Here is a 19819-nt window from a genome sequence, read left to right as displayed (position 1 = left end):
CGAAGTGTGGCCAATGAACCCGTGCACATGATGTTTTTGAAGACTTGCCGCAGCTCCGGGAAAACCACGTCGACCCAGCGATGAATTTGGTTCTTCGCACTCACGAGTCTCGTTACGACAAAGTCGCGATTGGAGAGAAAGACACGGAGTTCTTCAAGGGCTGCTGGTGTGTTGCGAGTAACCGAGTAGTATCCGTTTTTGACCATGTCGGCGATGACAAGAGCATCCTTCTTGTCACTCTTGGATGGTGTATTGTCACGGTTCTCCTTGTTCTTTTTCACCAGATGTGGATTGACGAGAACGACTTCAAATTGGCGATCCGAGAGCCACTTGGATACGTTAAGCCAGTAATGTCCGGTAGGCTCCATGCCAATAATGGCCGCCGTTAAAGCGTGAGCGGATTGCAGCGACTGTATCCACCGAAGAAGGCTGTGAAAACCTTCCTCATCATTCGAGAAGGAAAGGGAATGACCAAGCACAATACCGCGAAAGTTAACGGCTCGTGCAACATGGGTCTGCTGGGCGATGTCGATCCCGACGACCAGATGTTGGGCGGTCATTTTTTCAAGGAGTTGATTTTGTTTGTCCTGCGATTTAAACTTCATAGTAGAGCGTCCTCCTGGATGATGGGATTTAAAGGGCTATGACCCGTTGCGTACTCCCATCGTACCGAGGCGCTCGTTTTTTTGCAAAGCGGTAATTTAACGCTCTACAGGAATGCTATCGTACCCTTTAGTTGCAAGGCGAGGGCAAAGTTTACGTTGTTACCCACAACGATCAACCTCGCTATGTATTGAAAATTGATACCCCGATGAATATAAAGCTGGTTACCCATTTTCTTAAAAGCTATGAAGGCTCTCTTGTCCCACAACTCCATTTTACTGATCCTGACTACGAATATTTTATCTACGAGTATGTTATAGGAGTTGCAAATAAACAAACTGGGCCAAAATCCAAGTGGCTGACTAAATTATTGGAATTGTTAATAAATCGTTACGAACTGGTATCCACGCAGAAGGGCTGGGGATGGCTGGAAGAACCGCTTTTTGAACAGGTTAAAAAACAAGCATAACCCCTACTAATTAACGGTAAGGGTTTATTTTGCTTTTAGATGTGAGGGCAACAATTTTCTAGAAAAGAGCCTATTACAAAAACAGTATGCGGGCAGCCGAAGCGCAAACCATGTTCGCGCCGTGGCCGCCCGCGGAAGTCATACATTGCAATCACCTGTAACGATTTCGTTAATTGATTAACACATAAGAAATCGTTAGTTCACGATGCGGATATCGTGAATCTGCGTGTTGCCCTTCGTATCGACATAGACCCTATACCCGCCGACTTGATACGTCCCCGCGGCGTTGTTTTTGATCTTCAGCTTCACAGTGATATAATTTTTCGTCCCGTTGGAATAGCTCTCTGTCACCGTGATCGCCAGATCGTTCATATTACCGGTGAGTTTCGTCACATATGCGGAAGGCGTCGCGCTGACGAGCGTGATTTCCACCCACGCGGCGAACAATGTTAAGTCAGAGGTTACAGGGTCGTCGAAGTTGTAAGCGTCGCCAGCCGCGCTGCCTATACGCCAGCCGTCAAAAGTATAGCCTTCACGGGTTGGGTCCGGGGTTGGCTTGGCGACGGTTTGGCCAAGTGTTACAGTGGCGTTTGGAACTTCGCTGCCCTCGCCGGTGTCAAAGGTGACCGTACATATATCCGCCGGATCTCTGCTATCCTTAAATACTTCCACGGTACGCATTGTGTTTCCGGTTATGTTGAAGGTCCCGAAGTTGTTTACGCCGACGGTGACAATGCCCCCTCTTGCCACACTTGAGAGGTGTACGGTGTAAGTCGCGCCGGAGCCGGTCAATGTAGCCCCCTTGACTGCCGCTCCGGTGATGCCGCCCGTATTGAGCGGCGACGACCCCCAAAAATCCGTGGAGCCGCCGGTGACGGTTATATCATCGGCAGTCAGGCCTGTTACCGCCTTGTTGAATGTAATCTGTATGCCTGTGCTGTCGGCTGTACCATCTGCGCCGCCCACTTGGGCCGCTTCGACTATGGCGACATCGGTCAGCACCATGCTTTCCGGTATCCAGGAGGCGTAAATCGTTAAATTGGAAAGCACGGGTTTTCTAAAATCATAAAGGATCCCGCGATCCGCGCTGCCTACCCGCCAGCCGTTAAAGATATAGCCCGCGCGGGCTGGGTTCGCGGGTTCCGTTGCAGTTTGGCCAACATCAACCTTGGTGGGGGATTTAACACCTTCGTCGTCAAAGGTAACAGTATATTGGCTCGGTATTACGTTTGTGCCGCTGGTATCGGCTACCAAAGTCACGGCGGAACGTTCCGGGATAGTGATGTCGCCTGATACTTTACCTTTGGATGTGAAATTGTCAGTCGCGTTAGTTACATACATATCGTATTCCAACGCACTTACGCCTTCGATGTTTAGCACCTGGTTGTTTAGGCTTGAGTTTACCAAGGTTATAACCAGGGTTTGGTCTTCGTGATGGGTAAAGGCTGTAACAAGCAGGTCGCTTTCCGGCACGCCTGTCACTTGGCTGTCAATCCTGACGGCACCAGGCCTGATATATTTGTAGAAGTGCTTTGAAGTGGCATACTTTTTGCTGTTTCGGCCTAAACTCTGACTCGTCAGCTCATATTGGTTTGGATTGGTACTCGACACATAGCCCTGCCAGAATGTCCATGCGGAAACATCGCCGTATAGCAAGGCGGATTGTATAGCCATGGCTAAGGTAAGCGTGCTGTTCCCGTTGCTCTCCCGATTAAGCCAGTTATTGCCGTAGCCGGATGTTTCGGTCATCCATCTGGGGTTGCCGGAAGGCGCGGTTGTAGCTTTTTCAGCCTCCCAAAACCCTTTATGCATACTGATATCGGTGGCCTGGGTGCCGTCCGAGTAGCCGTGCACAGCGAAAGCGTCAAGGTTCTCTCTTGCTGCGGCGTCGGCCATAATCACTGGATGGTATGGGTTCCAACCCCGGTTCTCATGCTCCAGCATATGCTCCGCGCCGTATATAATTATGTCGGGATACGCCTCTTTGATAACAGGCACGGCGGCTTTTAACATGGCTACGTACTGGGTGGGGATGATATAGGCGGAATTCCAGGTCTGAGGGAAGAAAGGCTCGTTTTGCAGGCTTATGCCGTATACGTCCACTCCTTCGGCCTTGTACATATCAAGGACTTCCACCCACCAGCGGCCATAATCCTCAAAATGCTCGGGTAGAAGGTATCCCGTATGCCCGCCGATAGCTATCAAAGTCTCCTGACTGCCGTCTCCGCCGGATATGCTCTTTGAATGCTGGTTGCTTTTCCATTGCGGCGGCGGCGTCCAGGCGGTAAGGATAATCCTCAGGGGGATATCCAATTCCTTAGCCCTGTCGTTCAGGGCTTTTACCATAGGCTTTTGCCTTGCCCAGTCCGTATCCTGAGTGCCATAGGTGGGGCTGTCGTAGGTAGTATGCCCCGTGTCCGGAGGTATAAAAGGATATACCTCGTTGCGCCACATAGTAAGGCCAAGGTCAAGCAAAATCTCGTCAATCCAAGCTTCTGAATAGTATTGATTCGGGTTGATGACGCTATTACTCCAGTTTCTCATAGCGCCGAAGAAGCCGAATCCCTCCATGACTTGATACGTGACGCCGGGGTCGAGGGTGAGGGTAACGGCGTTTCCTACCCCCTCGCTAGACACGGGAGCCTCCGTGACAGGCGCCGCTGCCAAACTTACAGACGTCCCCATCAACATGCAAATGGACAGCATAAAGGCGATCCATTTCTTATGTGCTTTCATACATACCCTCCTAATATAATGTATTTGTAACAAAGTTACATGATTTATCTCAAATCGGAGTACTGCTTTAGCAATTCCTGAGAGCCGCCTTTACCGAATACGCGCAGATAACCCCATGCCTCGCGATCGCCATAGCTTGGAAGGATCCTGCGACTTCAAAATTTCGACGACTGCTTCGTGTCTTTCAATATTGGAGATTGCGCCAGTTCCAGCCGTCTCCCAAGTGGCGTCTTACGGAATCGGAAACGCTTTCCAGTCTGCATTCGGAAGTTTTTCACGCTGGACGGCGAGAATAAAGGCTACTACGATAAAATTATGGCATTTCAGAAAGAACTAGATTCCCTCCTGACTGTGGAATTTGCCGGCATCAGCCGTTTCGCCGAACTAATTTTTGACCGATTGATTGGCCAGAAGTATCACTGCTTCTGAGTGTTTGGCGCCCTTCTTAACGACGGTGAACTTGTTGTCAATATTTATTTGCATGCGTAATTTTTATCTAATCCTATTTTCACCATAATATGCTTATATTGTCTACTAGAATTTTGAATATATCATCTATTTCATTATTTCTCCATATTTTCTCGTGCGGCGAGAAACAAATTGCATTTGCCATCTCCCCACAAAAGCATACCGGTGGTTTTTCCTGGTTAGGTTGTTAGAAAGGGAGCGGTACGATGATGTAATCGACAGTGAGGCTACGCACCCAGATACGGTTCCGATCCGCCCAGATGAACTTGAGCGCGTTTATGAGACGGTCCGGAACGGGCCATGGAACGATGGCCGAACGAGTCCGGCTAACGGATGATCTCTCTTGTTCTACGCAGAAGCGGCATGATTTCCGCCGTGCTCGAACGGTTGAGGTCGGTCTCGGAAGAACCAAGGTATTTGTCGATGCGGGGACCTATGTCATTATCGGCGCCGTAGATCCGAGATGCCGCCGCATTCGCCTGCAGTATTTAGCAAAGAAGAAGCCTTCGAACGGATTGCCGGCTCCTTAACCTGCAAGCCTTCCTGTGTATGGAGTGCTCGGAAGAATGGGTACCGACTTATGCACATGGTGGACTGCCCGCTCTTTATAGACGCCCAGAGCGACGAGGTGGTGTATGTTTGAACATATGAAGATGTTTACATTGATAAATTTTTATGACGGGAGCAGGCAGGGCTGCGACCTTAATTGGAGGACAAGTTTTATCGACCAATAGGGGTTTACGGGATAGCTGCGGTTGACGAAAAGAACTTAGCTATGAAAAGTTTAGGTCCTTACACCGTCCAATTTGACTTGCCTGGTAGTCGCCTAGAAGCTTCAGAGTCCCTTAGAGCAAGCATTAAAACGGGAAATTAGAGAGGAAATAGGTGCTACACAACATGATTGCTCCACTAAAATCTTGCATCATATTGCAATTTTATATGAAGTTCATATTGGGGTGGAGAATGCTTCCTTTATAGGTCGAATCGTTTGAGGGACAAGACTCTAAAGCTTTGAATGGCTTCCTTTCGATGAAGTTAGACCGAAAAATTCTTCACCACTGGTTGAGGTAGCTCTTGAGGGCATAATAAAAAATCGTGTCCTGACTAACCTAACGGAGAACGATAGCTCAATAACAAGAGGCAGTCTACTATTTTATTTTCCAAGTCTTCAGACTGCCTTTCGTAATAGTGAAGTTTAGTCTAATACTTATTTCTTAAGATCTGCCGATGCTCTACTCCTAAAAACCGCGTCAAATCAACGACTCCAGTCTAAGATTTCATTTTCATCGGACACTTATCGCATATGGAGTTTACTCGCTAACGAAGCCTATGTTAACTAAGACATCACAACGTCCTCCTTTATTGAATAATCCCGCTTGGGCATTGCCATTTGGCTTTGCTGCTGGGATGCTTGGTAGCGCCTTTAATTTTAATGGGGTACCTATCGTCGTCTACGGTACCATACGTCGTTGGAGCCCAGATCGCTTCCGAGGAACCTTACAAGCTCATTTTCTTATTTCTGGTATATTTGTGGTTGCCGGTCAAGCACTAGGTGGGTTATGGACAAAAGATTTGTTTACCCTTTCAGATTATCTCTGCCAGCAATTGTTATCGCAACGCTACTGGGGACTTTTTTACATCGACGTATTCCTAGCCACAATTTTGAAAGGTTTGTGTTTATTTTGATCATTTTGTTTGGCATTTTATTGTTGTTTAGACGTGCATAAATACTATCTTTTATATGTAAATATTTAGACCCCGTTTTATAGACTTAGTTATCTTTTTTCTTTACATGTGGATTACTACTGATATGCGGCAAGCTGATCGCCCCCCTTCTTAACACGTGTTATAAAGCAATTTCTCAATCATGATGCAAGAATCCATCGATCTCCCATCATTTAAAGGAACTTGAAATTGCTGGGCTTATTCAAAATATTCGTGAGGGTAAATATATGAGTTTGGTCTTTCTACCGGATGTAATGAATGCTTATTTAAATAAATTATCGGAAATATACAACAAATAAATATTTGGTTTATTTACCATAATCTCAGGTTATTTGATACTCAAAATACATCGCCTCTGAAGGCAATGTTTTTTATTCTTACGTGATTTGCTCTTCATTGTAATCGCTTGGTCTGTATCTTATCTGTTAGAGCTTGGTTTTAGGTCTCAAAGATTATTCCGAAGAATAATATAGAACATATCATTGTTGGACCAATTGTTCGTAACTTGACCCATTATAATTCGGTTATTATATGCAGGAGGGAATCACAAAATGCCCAGTATGGTATACATGATGACCAATACGAACGATATGAATCAGGTCGTGGCATTTTACCGGGACATGAATGGATTGCTCACCTTTATGGCTTCCTATCCGACCTATGGAAAAGGTACGGGGACAAAGGAGGTCTCAACCGCAACGCCGAACGATGGAATCGATCCTCTTCATTCTCAAGGCTCTTTAACTTTGTCCCGTGATGGTCGTTTCCTTTTTGCGGTTAATGCAGGTAATCATAGTATCAGCAGCTTTATGGTAACTAAAAATGGGCATCTTATCTTCTCGGACATAAAACCATCAGGAGGTGCCCAACCCAATAGTATCGGTGTTTTCGGAAACCTTCTCTATGTCTCCAATGTAGGAGATGCCGCCAATCATTTTGCGTCGAATATTTCTGGTTTTTATGTAGATGATAACGGGCGTCTTATTCCTATTCCAGGATCTATTCGCTCTCTAAGCACCATTAATGCTCAACCCGCGCAAGTCCTGTTTACTCCAGACGGAAGCAAAATAGTTATACCTGAACTTACCACAAACCGTCTCAGCGTCTTTAACGTTAATCAAAATGGCACGGTAACAGGACCAATGATTAATGAATCCAATGGTAACATGCCGTTTGGCTCTTATTTCCTTTCCTCCGGGCTGCTTTTAGTTACGGAAGTAGGTTCTAATGCGCTTTCTTCCTATTCCTTAAGCAACAACGGCATACTTCAAGTAATAAGTGGCTCTGTACCGACGGGACAAAAGGCCACTTGTTGGGTGGCGGCATCGAAAAATGAACGTTTTGCATATGCGACCAACACCTTAAACGGTACAATAACCATCTTTCTAATTAGCAGCAGCGGTGCCTTAACAGTAGCCGGGCATGTTACCAGTACGCCGGCAGGAATACCAACCGGTTTTCCAATGAATATTGAAGTCAGTCAAGATGGACGATATCTCTATACGCTTAACGGAAATCAGGGTACAGTATCGGTATTTCAAATCAATGACGAGGGAAGTCGTTTAGTTAGATTACAGGTTGCTGCGTCGAGTTATGTCTCCTATTTTGGATCGCAAGGTTTGGCGGTACTTTGATCTATATGCCGTAATCTAATCTATTATCCTCCTCGTTGTTCGTAAAACCGAGATTTTGCAAAGAAGCAAAAAAGGAGCTGCCGCGGTAGCTCCTTCGTCAAATGCCTTGATTAAACTAACGTACCCGTCCCTCGGTTTTAAGGGTTTATCTCACATATACTCACTCATTCGCAGGATTTCGTCGCCATGGAATATTGCTGTTGTTCAGAAAGCAAGCTCATTAGACACCGTTGCTCTGGTCTTGGGCATGCGGGAACAGAAGAAGCGTGTGGGACATTTCTCCAATTACTTTTCCTCTGCACGCATACTCCACAATTTCCTTGGGGGTTCACCATCCCATAACTCTACGGGTCTATGCCCTTACATTCCTTCGTTACACCTGACCAAGGCGTGGAGACCGATAGCGTTTAGCTGACGGGTCTGAGCCCTTATCGGGTACGAACTCGGTTCTCCGTGCTTTCTTTGTGAAATCCTGCGAATGAGTCAATATACGTAATCGTTTAATCCGTCTTAGGCAGCTTGAATGCAGGTAGGGACAGCTTTTTCAGGAGAAAAAGTTCCCCCCGACTAACAATGCCGATGATGGTTCGTGCCAACTTCCCTATCCGTTTAAATATCGATTGATGCTTCTTCATTTGCTTGACTTGAACATTATTCTTATGCAGTTGTTGGAAAACAGCGTTATTTCCAACGAGTTGGAGCATAGCCAGATACAGATATTTTCGCAGCATAGCATCACCTCTTTTAGAAAGCACGATCTGTCCCTTGCGCTTCCCCGAAGTGCTTTCGGCTAGGTTTAAGCCTGCCTTACGCAATAATTGACGCCCATGGGCATACTGTCTGAGGTCGCCAGCTCCTGATAGAATTGCTGCCATGCAGATCGTGCCCAGGCCGATAGATCGAAGCTGATTGGCCATAGGAATTTCGCTGAGCAACACTTGTATATCCTTTTCTATTCTTTCTAGTATCTCAACAACCCGTTCGAACTCTTGAAATAGCCGTTGTAAATCTTGCTTTGCTTCATCGAGGGCAGTCGTTTCGCCTACACTACGCTTAGCTTGAGCGATGAGCTGCGCAGCTTTCTGCATGCCAGTGGATCCACCGGCTCGCTTCAGGATAGAGACGCTAGATCCTGCGGTGAAGGGAAATTTTTCAAAGTAGCTAAGGACCGTTTACAGGTCCAGTCTTCAAACACTAAGAAATACTCAGGGAAGCGAATGTCTAACCAGCGAATGATCCGGTTCTGTAGCCGTACACTATTCGACACCCAAAATTCCCGATCACTCATAATCGTTTTCAACCTTTGAAAAACGATAGCCTGTCGCGAGTATTCATAGTAGTACCCTCGGCTAACCACGTCAGCAATGACAACATCCTTCGGATCACTTTTGGAGGGAGAATTATCCCGGTTCTCCTTGTTTCTTTTGGTGGTTGCCGGATTCACCATGACAACGCTCTTGCTCTTGTCGGCAAGCCAATTCGCCAGGTTATACCCGTAGTGCCCTGTCGGCTCCATACCAATGATGAGCCTTTTTAAACGGTGTTTCTGTTGTAATCCATCGATCCATCGTTCTAATTTTTCGAATCCTTCCATTGTATTTGAGAATGTTAGATGTCGTTTACTCAGTATGATGCCGCGAAAATTAGTTGCTTGTGCTACATGAGTTTCCTTCGCGATATCTATACCCACAACAAGGTGAGATGTAGATATTCTTTCAATGCGTTGATTTTGTCCGGCTGATTGCTTAAACTTCATAGTAAGAGCGCCTCCTTGATGGTGTTGGGTTATTAACCTTTCGACAAACCCATCATACAGAGGCGCTCCTTTTTTGACAAAGGCCAAATCTTAGGCCCTACAGGAATGTTTAGCTTAATAAATTGGTGGTTAGAGCTAACCTAGCACTAATCCCTGGTGAAATACTCAACCACCAACACAATCAAGCCAAGAACGAACAGTAGAAGACCCACTATAAATGGGAACCCAAGAAATAGACTTTGTGCCGGTTCGTTCCCCAAATCATTTGCACCAAAAATAGCGAACCAAAGCTTCAATCCCAATGTTCTTATTGTCCATATATGAAGCGCCACGCACCTTAATCCGATAAACGAAAAAGCCCGCAGTAACCGAGGACTTCTTACGGACAAGAAGATTGAGGCATTTATTCTTATTATTTTTTAACCACAGGCACACAAAATTCGCCGTAGAATGTGCCGTCTCCGTTATCTTTTCGATAAGTCGCATTTGGACCGCCGATGTAAGCATAGTCAGTGATTTGGGACAAGATTTCACCAAAAGCACGGTAAGTCAGCTGATCGAACAAAGTTTCCTTGTCGCCATTTCCTGCGACCACGATGTACTCACTCTCTGGAAACTCGATGATGCGCGTTGCGTCTGCCACTGATTTGCCAGCTACTACCGCAAAATAATTCCACGGTTTGCCTTGATAAACTTCGTTAACTGACCATTCGCGATCGTCCTTTGCGGATTTTTTGAGCTTATCAAAACGCCCGTCAGCTTTGAGTCTGCCCCAAAACTCAGCTTTTTCCTTTTGCAAAGCCGGCATGTCTTGGAAATTCGATTGGATTGAAAAACCATAAGCGGTCAATGTGAATGATTTTTTGTGTTCTAGTGTGTAATTTGCCATGTGAGTTCTCCTTATATTCAGGAATTAGCCTTCGACTTTTTTTACACGAAGCCACATTTCGCCGTAGAATTCACCGTTTTCAACTGCTTTCACAAATGTTGAGTTACCAGGACCAACGTATTTGTAGTCTGTGATTCCTTGCAACATACCGCCGAAAACTTTGCCAGTGATTTCGTCAGCAAGGCGGTCTTTGTCAGCGCTTGTTCCAGGTACGACGAGGTAGTCGCCAGCGAGGAAATCGAGGACGTCCGCGCCTTCCGCGTCGAACTCGCCAATCACGCCGAAGCCGCGCCAAGCCTTGCCGGCGAAGACGTAATTGATTTGATATTCTTGCCCGTCTGCGAGCGCGAGAAGTTCAGCAAGCTTGTTGTTTTCAGTGATTTCAGCTTTTTTCGCTGTAGTTTTTGCTGCATTACCTGCCCAGTCGTTGTAGTCTTCAAGTGAAACACCGAAAGCAGTCATTTTGTAGTTTTCCGAGATTGTTTTGATTGAGTAGTTAGACATTTTGTTCTCTCCTTTGTGGATTTGTTTTTACAAGATTGATTCTATTTCCCGAATGTATCAAAAAATGATACTTTTTATTTTCATCTTCGTGCTTTCTGCTACTTTTTTGATACAATAAAATCATGAAAAAAACAGAACGAGTGAACCTTATCATGCGCTACATCAATAACCGCGCGCATTTTACGATTGCCGAGATTCAGCGGGAGTTTAAGATTTCCCGCGCAACGGCGATTCGCGACATTAACGAGATTCAGGCGATGGGTTTTCCGCTGACGACCGAGCTTGGGCGCGGCGGCGGATACAATGTCCTGCAAAATCAGTATCTGCCCTCCGTCCGCTTCACGTCAGAAGAACTAAAAGCGATTTTTATCAGCTTTATCGCCTCGAAAAATTCGCAGCTGCCTTATCTGCAAAATCGCCGCTCAATCACTGAAAAACTCATAGGCATCGCGTCACAAACCCAGCAAGACGAGCTAATCGAGCTGAATAATATCTTGCTTTTTGAAAATACAAATCCTTCCAATCCGAATCTATTGGAGCTCGATGATGCGGCGCCTGAGGAGCTGAACCAGCTGATTTCGCTTGCAGTGCGGGATAAACACTTGCGCTTGACTTATGAGCTGAGTCCTGGCTGGCCTCAATTGATGGACGTTTTTTTGCTGCATATATTTAACACGAACGCTCAGTGGCTGGCCGAGGTTTATGATCTTGATACGAGTGAGTTTCATTATTTGCCTGTTGTGATGTTGCGGGATTCGGCAATTTCTGAACGGGAGTTGAAGTGGTCAGAGCAAGAGATTTTAAGCAAAAAACTGCTTTTTGCACGTGAGTCCAATCTTGTTGTGAAGCTTGATACGACTGGGATTCAGCGTTTTAAGCGCATGCACCCCCCGGGAATTATTTTGTCATTCACCGGGATGTTTCAGTCGAGCGGGATATTCAATATTCAACTGGATGTGACCGATGCTGATTCGCTGGCGTATTATGCGGATTGGCTTTTGTTTTTGGGGAAAGGTGTCGAGTTCGAACGGATTCCCGATGAGCTGCGCGTGATTTTGGAAGAGCGTTTAGGGGTGCCGCCAACATTCTAACGAGAATATACACTGAGCCCGCCTTTAATAAACAAAAGAAGCAGCTGCTCCTTGAATCGTTAAACTAACGTACCCGTTAGCATTCCTGTAGAGCGTTAAATTTCCGCTTTGCAAAAAAACGAGCGCCTCGGTACGATGGGAGTACGCAACGGGTCATAGCCCTTTAAATCCCATCATCCAGGAGGACGCTCTACTATGAAGTTTAAATCGCAGGACAAACAAAATCAACTCCTTGAAAAAATTTCGGCCCAACATCTAGTCGTCGGGATTGACATCGCCCAGCAAACACATGTCGCTCGTGCGGTTAACTTTCGAGGAATCGTGGTCGGTAATCCTCTATCCTTCTCCAATGATGAGCAAGGTTTTCACAGCCTTCTTCAGTGGATCCAGTCGCTGCAATCTGCCCATGCTTTAACGGCGGCCATTGTTGGCATGGAGCCTACCGGACATTATTGGCTTAACATTTCCAAGTGGCTCTCGGATCGCCAAGTTGAAGTCGTTCTCGTCAATCCACATCTGGTGAAAAAGAACAAGGAGAACCGCGACAATACACCATCCAAGAGCGACAAGAGTGATGCTCTTGTCATCGCCGACATGGTCAAGAACGGATACTACTCCTTCACTCGTACGACACCAGCAGCCTTTGAAGAACTCCGTGTCTTTCTCTCCAATCGCGACTTTGTCGTGAAGAGACTCGTGAGTGCGAAGAACCAAATTCATCGCTGGGTCGACGTGGTTTTCCCGGAGCTACGGCAAGTCTTCAAAAACATCCTGTGCACGGGTTCATTGGCCACACTTCGTCTTTTTCCTACACCCGAGGACGTGTGTACCTTACAGCCCCAAGACGTCATACAAGGTTGGAAATCACTGATGAAACGGCATGCTGGTGAGCGAAAAGCCCGAGCCCTTATCGCTCTTGCTAGCCGTTCTGTGGGTTCTAAGCAGGCCTTGCATGCCTACAAGCTTCACTTGAAGCAACTTCTCGATGAGTACGATCTTGCTTGCCTGCAGTTAGAAACAGTAGAGACGGAGATTGTTGCCGTTTTAGAACGCATTCCATTTGCGAAATTTATGCTTGCTGTCAAAGGGATCAGCGCCATTTCACTGGCTGGTATTCTAGGCGAGGCAGGAGATTTGAGCGGATTTGTTCATGGTAATGCCCTACTGCGGCATGCTGGCCTTAACCTTGCAGAAGCAAGCTCAGGCAAATGGACCGGACAGATGAAAATTAGCAAACGGGGACGATCCCGACTCCGACGTTTCATCTTCATGATGACGATGAGTTTGGTCATGAACAACCCAGAGTTCCAAGCGATGCATGCCTACAATGTACAGGTAAAGAAGATGAAGAAAATGAGGTCCATTATGAAATTATGCGGCAAATTAACGAGAATATTAGTTGGAATGGCTCGTAGCGGCGAGGCCTACAACCCTCCTAAAACAATGCCAATCCAGCTAGCAGCTTAATCAATACATTTACCGTTTCGTTGTACGAGTTTTGGCTTATTCGCGGGATTTCAAAGAAAGCACGGCGTACCGGATGCGTTAAACCAAAGGGCACCAACCCGTACCGTTAGCAAGACCGGACTCCACCCCTTGGACAGGTGTAACGAAGGAATGAGAGGGCATCGACCCGTTGAGACATGGGAGTGAAAACCTCCAGGGGCAGCGTGGAGAAACGTGCATAATATGGAAGAACATGGGAGGGAATAGTCGCCCCCTCTATTTCCTCACGCCTTCATGTTGTCCAGGTCTACCACGTGAGTTCTCTTACTATCTTTCTGGATTTCTGGCAAGGGTGAAATCCTGCGAATAAGCGAGCATTCGTGAGAAAACTTAATCGTACCGAGGGAGTTTAACTCCGTCTTGTTTTTAAGGTACTGATAATTCCCTCTAAACCTTTGCCATGAAACTACGTGCCCGATAAAGATTTATTTTCTTCTTTTTAGCAATTTGTGTATACTCGACGGCCGTAAGCCTTCTTGGATAAGTAATTTTATATTGAAACCCGACTTACCGTAACTTAGACGATACCAATAGTAATTTATATATTCTATTACGGAAAAAACGAAAATTAGAGCTCCTATAACAAGATCTCTTTTATTCTGTGCGAGTATGATCATTAAAATAAATACTAAACACGCTAAAATAAAATTTGTAATTCTAAGAACCCTGAGGGTTTTCCTAACCATCAAGAATTTACTCAAGAATTGAGATCTAAATACCCAGTACAGAACACCTTGGAATAAGATGAAGACAAGGTATAATAACGCAAGCAGACTTGCAAATCCAAAGTCAAAATAAATGAAGTATACTACCAGGAAAACACAAGCGGCTGCTAACTCACCCATCGCTAGGTTAAGCAGGAACTTCCTTTGTTTTTTCATATTCCTCCTTTTTAATGCTCATTAACTAACTTCGAAACCGAAGAGGACGAAGCAACTCCTCCACTATCGTACCCGTTCAAGACAAACTCGATTTTGTGTGACAAGGAACTACGCGAACTCATTTATGCCAATCATTTCGAGTGATTATTATGCCAACTGCTCCCACAACTAACGTAATTGTAATGAGCACAATAATAAACAAAGTTTCTTCAAAGTCATGCACTTTGTGGATCGTATTATAGAAGAACATAACTTCTATTAATAGAACGATAATCCAGAAAGAGAACATGATTAACCGAGTCATAAACCCCACCTCCAACTATTATTAATATTACCTTATTCTGTATTTGGAAAGAAGGAGTTATTATTATCCTATCTGTGATAGTACGTAAAATGGAGCAGCTGCCTTCGGCAAACTGCTCCAAGATTCATTGAGTTATCGTACCCGTTAGCTCAATGAATAAGGCTTCGGTTTATCTCTTAGAGGATATTTTTTTCTTCAATCTACAGCGAGTTTGAGCGTTAAATCCTCTAATAGCTTAAGATCCGTCTGTATCATCGTACCTAACACATATGACTCATTGGGGTTAAGAGCAGGGTACTCTAATACATAACTATTGGAGGAATCACTTATTCGCTTATGGATACCAGGATCGGAAATAACCATCTGACCGTCTGACGTCTCCATCCATAATGAAGAGGATTGAAACTTAGGGTTCTTTCCTATCACCTCATAATAAATTAGTGTCTTCTCAGTTTGAAATTCTACTTTGTTTACACGGATCTCTCCAACGTTTCCTTGAGATAAAGTAATGGGGTAATTGTCCGTCAGGTTGACTTTGACTTTCTTTAGTTCCTCATCCACATTATCGGGGAGCAAGTAATACGGCGTTACAAAAATCTCCTTCGTTCCTTCTGGAAGAGGAACATATCTAGAAGTACCGATAACTCCGTTCGCTGTGGTGTCAGAATGATTATCTAACCAGTCAATAATCATACCTTTTGCGTCTTTGACTTGAAACCCCAGCCATTCTGTATTTCCTACAAAACGATATCCCAATTTTGTTGTTATTGGTGTAATCAAATAATCCGTCAATTGAAACTCTCCGTCGTCAGACTTTACTGAAGGTCCATTTACCAGCTTTTTATATTTGCTATTCTCTAATGCATGATTATCAACGGATAGCTTAAAACTCCACTTTCCAGCGATTTTACTTGTTTCGCCTAAGTCTGAGGCTCTTAGTTCGTTTATATTTAGCTCCAATATAAATTTTTTTATCCATTCCATCTGATCCATATCGACAGTTAAGATGCCTATGGACTGATTTGCATTCATTTGACGAGGCTTTGTCTCAAATGTAGCTGCTTTTAGCGGGCCTTCATTGACTGCTACGGTAATGTCGTTGATAAACATCAAGTTATCAGGGTTTGCAGAATTAATTTCATAGCTTATAGATAGTCTGGCTCCGTCAAACAAAGCATCTTGCAGCTTAATAGTCACACCTTTATCGCTTGCTTCCAAAGGAACCTTCGTAGACATTCCAGCGTTCTGGCCAGTTTGAATGCCGCTATCCCCAGCAATTGAGAAGATATTCCCTGAGAACAGCTTCCCAATGAGTGGTATCCTTTTGAATTGTTCCGCTGAAACCGGGATGGAGAAAACAGCCCCTGCAAGCAGGACTATAATTAAAAATGAGCAAAATCCCGCTATCACCCATTTGTGAGTAACTGCTTTTCTTATTTTAACGCTTTTGTGTGTTTGCTCCGCTTTCAGAAATTTTACTTCCAAATGGATTGGGGGTAATTTTGTTTCATTAAACATCTCTTTTAGTTCAAGTTCATCAGTATGAAAAGCTTCGCCCATCTTTATCATCCTCCTTAATGGCGATGGTACGTCTTAATCTGTCCTTTGCTCGCTCATATCTTTTTCTTACAGCTGCATAACTCATATTCATTTGAATGGCTATGTCTTCGAAACGGTTCTCCTCAACAATACGCAGCCAAATGATGTGGCGATCCTTTAGGTTCAGTTGCAACATTGCTCCATGCAACTCTTGATTAAATTGCAATTTCGTAATGGTCGTTTCAGCTTGTACCGTGGCAGTTGACCGACTGAGTATTCGCAGTAACCTTTTAAATGTCTTAGCTCGATTAATTCTATTTAGACACTCATGGTAAGCAATTTTGTACAGCCATGCACCAAACGATGTTCCTTCTTGATACTGATCTAGCCGTTCAAGACCTTTCAGGACATTAGATTACAAAAAACAAAGCTACTGTGAAAAAATGCATCATCAAAAGTCCCTCTCATGAGATTATGGAGGTGGTTAGTATGCAGTAATGAAAAATAGAGCAGTTGCCACGCCGGCTTCTGCACTGAAAACAACCGATTTTATAACAGCACATATTGGAAGTATCCTGCCGGTTACTTCAACGAAAAAGGAACTGTTGCCTACCGCGGCGATCTGTTCCTGGTCTTTGCACTATCGTTACCCTTTAGCTTAACGAATTCCCATCACTATCCATCAGACTTATAACTTCTTCAAGTTATTCCCAGTATCCTGCCCATTACTTCAATGGACAACGGCACCCGATCGTGTGACCAGCTGCCGTTGCGCCTTCATTCAACTATGGTACCCAGTTAGCGGAACGATTAGCTTAAGACGGTTACCCGATACATTACGAGCCAACGTGGATCTTCTCTCGATCATCTTTCATCCATGCTGATTCTTTTCAGTTAAGTTTCAGGCAACATTCAACGTATCTTCAGTTAGTACGTATATATTAAAGCTATTGAAAGACACAACAACATTTAAATTGAGTAGGAGTGATCATTATGAAAAAGATTTTTGCAGTAACTGCAATGGGAATATGTCTTGCCTCTTTAGTAGCATGCTCTTCTCCGAATACGAATACACCAGCTTCTAATTCAGCTAGTTCTCCACAAACACAACAACAAACACAGAATAATGGTGGTCCTATAAAGTCACAGGACGGATCTGGCGGAGGAAACGGCCAGGCGCCAAACGCTCGGTCTGCCCCGGCTCAAGGTGGAGCATCTGGCACGGTCGACAGTGTGTCCACGTCTGACTTCACAATGACGACATCAACGGGTCTGCAGGTGACCGTCAACGAAACGTCCTCTACGACGTACATGAAGGGAACGAGTTCAACATCGGCGAATGCCATTACAAAGGGAGACTTTGTCCTCGCACTAGGAACGGCTAATGGACCTACCATTGAGGCATCTCAGGTTATCTTGACACCGCCTGACGGCCAATCTGCTACTGCCTCAGAAGTAATCCCCTTCGTGAAAAAACAAGGTCAAGGTAATGACCAAGATCAAGGTCAAGATCAAGACCAAGCGACTACGACAAAGTCTGTCGGTCAAATCCCGGCAAACTATAGTGAGGGATCGGGAACGATCGTTAGCGGAACAGAGGCGGATAAAGTGACGGAAGCTGTGCTGTACGCCTATCCGGGGGGCGTCGTCAACCGTGTTGCGAAGATGAGCGACGGCGAGTATAACGTCCACATCATGGGCGTCAGCTGGCCGCACCACGTCTTCGTCAGCGCAGACTTCAAGGTCATCGGCGCCAATTAACCTGGACAATTCGTCGTGCGGAAGTGAGTCATCCAGTGTCAACTGGGGGTCAAATCTCTGATTTTGTGAAGAAGCAAAGGAGCTGCCGCGGCAGCTCCTTCATTGTTTTGATACTTAAACTAACGTTCTCCGTGTAGCGAGTTTGCTGCTCAATCCTGCGTAGCCTCGTGTTGTATTTTAATTAAATTCGTCTTGCGTTAGCAAAATCACCTGTCTTCTCCGTGCGGTTTGAGTCTACGCGTTGTCGTAAGGGACACTGAGAGAATCATTTATTAAAGTAAAGAATTCTTTTCCATATCTATACTTTTGTTATGTGACCTCTCAATATACCTCCCCCTTCTTCCGAATAGATATCGCACCTGAGCAATGCCGCGCGGCACGAGTAGTTAGCTATTTTCAATATTTGTCGATCATATTCGTCCCGCTGAAATACTGGAATAACCATTCATAAAGATTGAGTTTTATCCGTCAATTTCATGCTTTGGTAAAGGTTTTATAAGTCATTTTAGGAATGGTATTGTTTTTATTGGGAATAACAAGGTCATTCAGGGTTTAAGTTGAAGCCGGAGGATTTTATGAAATGAGATTAAATAATTTAGTGTTCAACTCAGACCTTATACACAATGAGCAAATGCTCAGAGATTTCCCTCAGGACCTTCTTGCCATCAACGGATAAGCACAGTGCGAGTTACTCGCCCCATGTGACGATTTCCTCAACCACTGAAGTATCAATTATAAATTGGCATATACAGGAGGTGTGAGTTAATGATATGGGAATACAGAAAGGGCAGGAGAATCGGTAATGTAGTTCATTACAACGGATGGTTTGTTGCCGAAACACACACTCAGAGCTCGTGTTTCCAATCGTTCGATTCTGCATGTCAATTTATGCGTAAAATTGGGTATTATCTTACTGTATTGAAAGAAGATGAAATAAAAATTGAGTATAGAAAATAACGCACGCAAGCGCTTAAATTTTTGAGTCAAGTCCACTTATATGGAAGTCACCTGTAATAGCCCATACCGGCTACTCGGCAAGATCGTTCAATAACAACATGGGGTCCCGGCCAACAAACGCTATGCAGTTTAACCAAGCATTTACGGACGCATCAACTCAACAAAACCCGGTTTACCAAGCAACTTAAGCTTACCAGCAGGAAGGTCCCGTTCTTTCGCATGTCGGTTATTCCGCAGGTTCGCAAGCCGGTAGCTTTCAAACCGGACAAAATAATTTCGGCATGAACAACCAACGTTAATTTAAGATGCAGCTAAAGCACCAGCTTAACAGCTGTAAAAAACAAAAAACCTCATTTCCGCCCTTCATGAAAACGAACGCGGGGAGGAGGTTTTTATTCGGGCTTTGTCGAAGTTAACTGAGCGGCTTGTTGTTCTGTCCGGCCAGATCCTCCAATGTGCTAGCATTTTGCAGTTCTTGCTGGAGCGAAGGCATTCTGATGCGCGTTGTCACGTACAATCAGAAAGGCAAGCGTCTCACGGAAGGTTTTGTTGGAACTCATTTCATAAATTCTCGTTTTTTGAAGCACACCAGTGGATTCCAGGACGAGATTGTCCATCAAATCACTGATTAGATTTCCATGGCTGTATACCCATGAAACCATTCCATGGATTTCCACTTGCATCGACGGGTAGTGAGCTTTGAGCGCCGATGATAAAGTGATGAGGATTGGCATGTTTAATAGCCTCATCCAGAGGGGCATGATCCACCCCGCTGTTACCAGCCATCGTCTCTCCCGCCCCGTTCAGAAGCTGACTGATGGTAGTCTGAACGAGTTCGACGTGTGAAATTTCCTCAATAAAAATGCCACGCAGCAAGTTGCGATATTGCTTCTCCTTGCCCCTGAAATTGGAGCATTGAAAAAAATATTGCATCATCGTGCGCATTTCTCCAAATCGACCACCCAGTATTTCCTGCAACACTTTAGCCGCAGTTGG

At 44.9% G+C, this 19819-nt stretch carries 15 protein-coding genes and 1 pseudogene; 7 read left to right on the top strand and 9 right to left on the bottom strand.

Features of this window, described 5'->3' with window-relative positions; genetic code table 11:
• Nucleotides 1-605, bottom strand: a 605-nt coding sequence (locus AC0YNV_RS39245; protein ID WP_475772881.1) for an IS110 family transposase, incomplete at its 3' end; no start/stop codon positions are given.
• 206 nt (nucleotides 606-811) lie between these two features.
• On the opposite strand from AC0YNV_RS39245, the gene AC0YNV_RS39240 reads away from it, so the two are divergent.
• Nucleotides 812-1072: a hypothetical protein gene (locus tag AC0YNV_RS39240; RefSeq protein WP_475772880.1), complete on the top strand. Its 261-nt coding sequence runs from the start codon at nucleotides 812-814 to the stop codon at nucleotides 1070-1072.
• 195 nt (nucleotides 1073-1267) lie between these two features.
• On the opposite strand, the gene AC0YNV_RS39235 is transcribed toward AC0YNV_RS39240, so the two are convergent.
• Nucleotides 1268-3808, bottom strand: coding sequence for an InlB B-repeat-containing protein (locus tag AC0YNV_RS39235; protein ID WP_475772879.1), 2541 nt, complete (start codon nucleotides 3806-3808; stop codon nucleotides 1268-1270).
• Between the two features lie 746 nt (nucleotides 3809-4554).
• Here AC0YNV_RS39235 and AC0YNV_RS39230 point away from each other — a divergent pair.
• The 3 genes from AC0YNV_RS39230 (at nucleotide 4555) to AC0YNV_RS39220 (ending at nucleotide 7635) form a co-directional block, all read left to right on the top strand.
• The gene (locus tag AC0YNV_RS39230; RefSeq protein ID WP_475772878.1) at nucleotides 4555-4806 is read left to right on the top strand and encodes a hypothetical protein; all 252 of its coding nucleotides are present in this window, start codon (nucleotides 4555-4557) and stop codon (nucleotides 4804-4806) included.
• Nucleotides 4807-5530: 724 nt separating this feature from the next.
• Nucleotides 5531-5962: a TSUP family transporter gene (locus tag AC0YNV_RS39225; protein ID WP_475772886.1), complete on the top strand. Its 432-nt coding sequence runs from the start codon at nucleotides 5531-5533 to the stop codon at nucleotides 5960-5962.
• Between the two features lie 590 nt (nucleotides 5963-6552).
• Nucleotides 6553-7635 carry a lactonase family protein gene (locus tag AC0YNV_RS39220; RefSeq protein ID WP_475772877.1) on the top strand — a complete coding sequence of 361 codons (1083 nt, stop codon included), beginning with the start codon at nucleotides 6553-6555 and terminating at the stop codon, nucleotides 7633-7635.
• 500 nt (nucleotides 7636-8135) lie between these two features.
• Here AC0YNV_RS39220 and AC0YNV_RS39215 read toward each other — a convergent pair whose 3' ends face one another.
• The 4 genes from AC0YNV_RS39215 to AC0YNV_RS39200 all read right to left on the bottom strand — a co-directional run bounded on the left by AC0YNV_RS39215 (nucleotide 8136) and on the right by AC0YNV_RS39200 (nucleotide 10784).
• Complete coding sequence (locus tag AC0YNV_RS39215; protein ID WP_475772876.1) at nucleotides 8136-8723, bottom strand: transposase; 588 nt, start codon at nucleotides 8721-8723, stop codon at nucleotides 8136-8138.
• Nucleotides 8724-8746: 23 nt separating this feature from the next.
• A complete protein-coding gene (locus AC0YNV_RS39210; protein WP_475772875.1) occupies nucleotides 8747-9391 on the bottom strand; it encodes an IS110 family transposase in 645 nt (214 codons plus the stop codon).
• A 412-nt stretch (nucleotides 9392-9803) separates the two neighbouring features.
• Nucleotides 9804-10280, bottom strand: coding sequence for a GyrI-like domain-containing protein (locus AC0YNV_RS39205; protein WP_475772874.1), 477 nt, complete (start codon nucleotides 10278-10280; stop codon nucleotides 9804-9806).
• Nucleotides 10281-10304: 24 nt separating this feature from the next.
• Nucleotides 10305-10784, bottom strand: coding sequence for a hypothetical protein (locus tag AC0YNV_RS39200; protein WP_475772873.1), 480 nt, complete (start codon nucleotides 10782-10784; stop codon nucleotides 10305-10307).
• Nucleotides 10785-10936: 152 nt separating this feature from the next.
• Here AC0YNV_RS39200 and AC0YNV_RS39195 point away from each other — a divergent pair, with 152 nt between their 5' ends.
• Nucleotides 10937-11875: a helix-turn-helix transcriptional regulator gene (locus AC0YNV_RS39195; RefSeq protein WP_475772872.1), complete on the top strand. Its 939-nt coding sequence runs from the start codon at nucleotides 10937-10939 to the stop codon at nucleotides 11873-11875.
• 195 nt (nucleotides 11876-12070) lie between these two features.
• Entirely contained in the window at nucleotides 12071-13342 is a 1272-nt protein-coding gene (locus tag AC0YNV_RS39190) for an IS110 family RNA-guided transposase (protein ID WP_475772871.1), read from the top strand.
• Between the two features lie 1419 nt (nucleotides 13343-14761).
• On the opposite strand, the gene AC0YNV_RS39185 is transcribed toward AC0YNV_RS39190, so the two are convergent.
• Together AC0YNV_RS39185 and AC0YNV_RS39180 are read right to left on the bottom strand one after the other, a co-directional pair.
• Nucleotides 14762-16126, bottom strand: a complete 1365-nt coding sequence (locus AC0YNV_RS39185) for a DUF4179 domain-containing protein (RefSeq protein ID WP_475772870.1) — start codon at nucleotides 16124-16126, stop codon at nucleotides 14762-14764.
• Nucleotides 16104-16511 (bottom strand): RNA polymerase sigma factor, encoded by a 408-nt coding sequence (locus AC0YNV_RS39180; protein WP_475772885.1) that lies wholly within the window; start codon nucleotides 16509-16511, stop codon nucleotides 16104-16106. The genes AC0YNV_RS39185 and AC0YNV_RS39180 overlap by 23 nt, the downstream gene beginning before the upstream one ends.
• An 827-nt stretch (nucleotides 16512-17338) precedes the next feature.
• Between AC0YNV_RS39180 and AC0YNV_RS39175 the strand changes: the two genes are divergently transcribed.
• Entirely contained in the window at nucleotides 17339-17866 is a 528-nt protein-coding gene (locus AC0YNV_RS39175) for a hypothetical protein (protein ID WP_475772869.1), read from the top strand.
• Between the two features lie 1433 nt (nucleotides 17867-19299).
• On the opposite strand, the pseudogene AC0YNV_RS39170 reads toward AC0YNV_RS39175, so the two are convergent.
• A pseudogene (locus tag AC0YNV_RS39170) lies at nucleotides 19300-19819 on the bottom strand (manganese catalase family protein); the annotation flags it as partial.

The organism is Paenibacillus sp. JT31N11 (assembly GCF_056269285.1).
The sequence above is the reverse complement of the archived record's forward strand: the minus strand, read 5'-3'. Positions and strand labels throughout refer to the sequence as shown.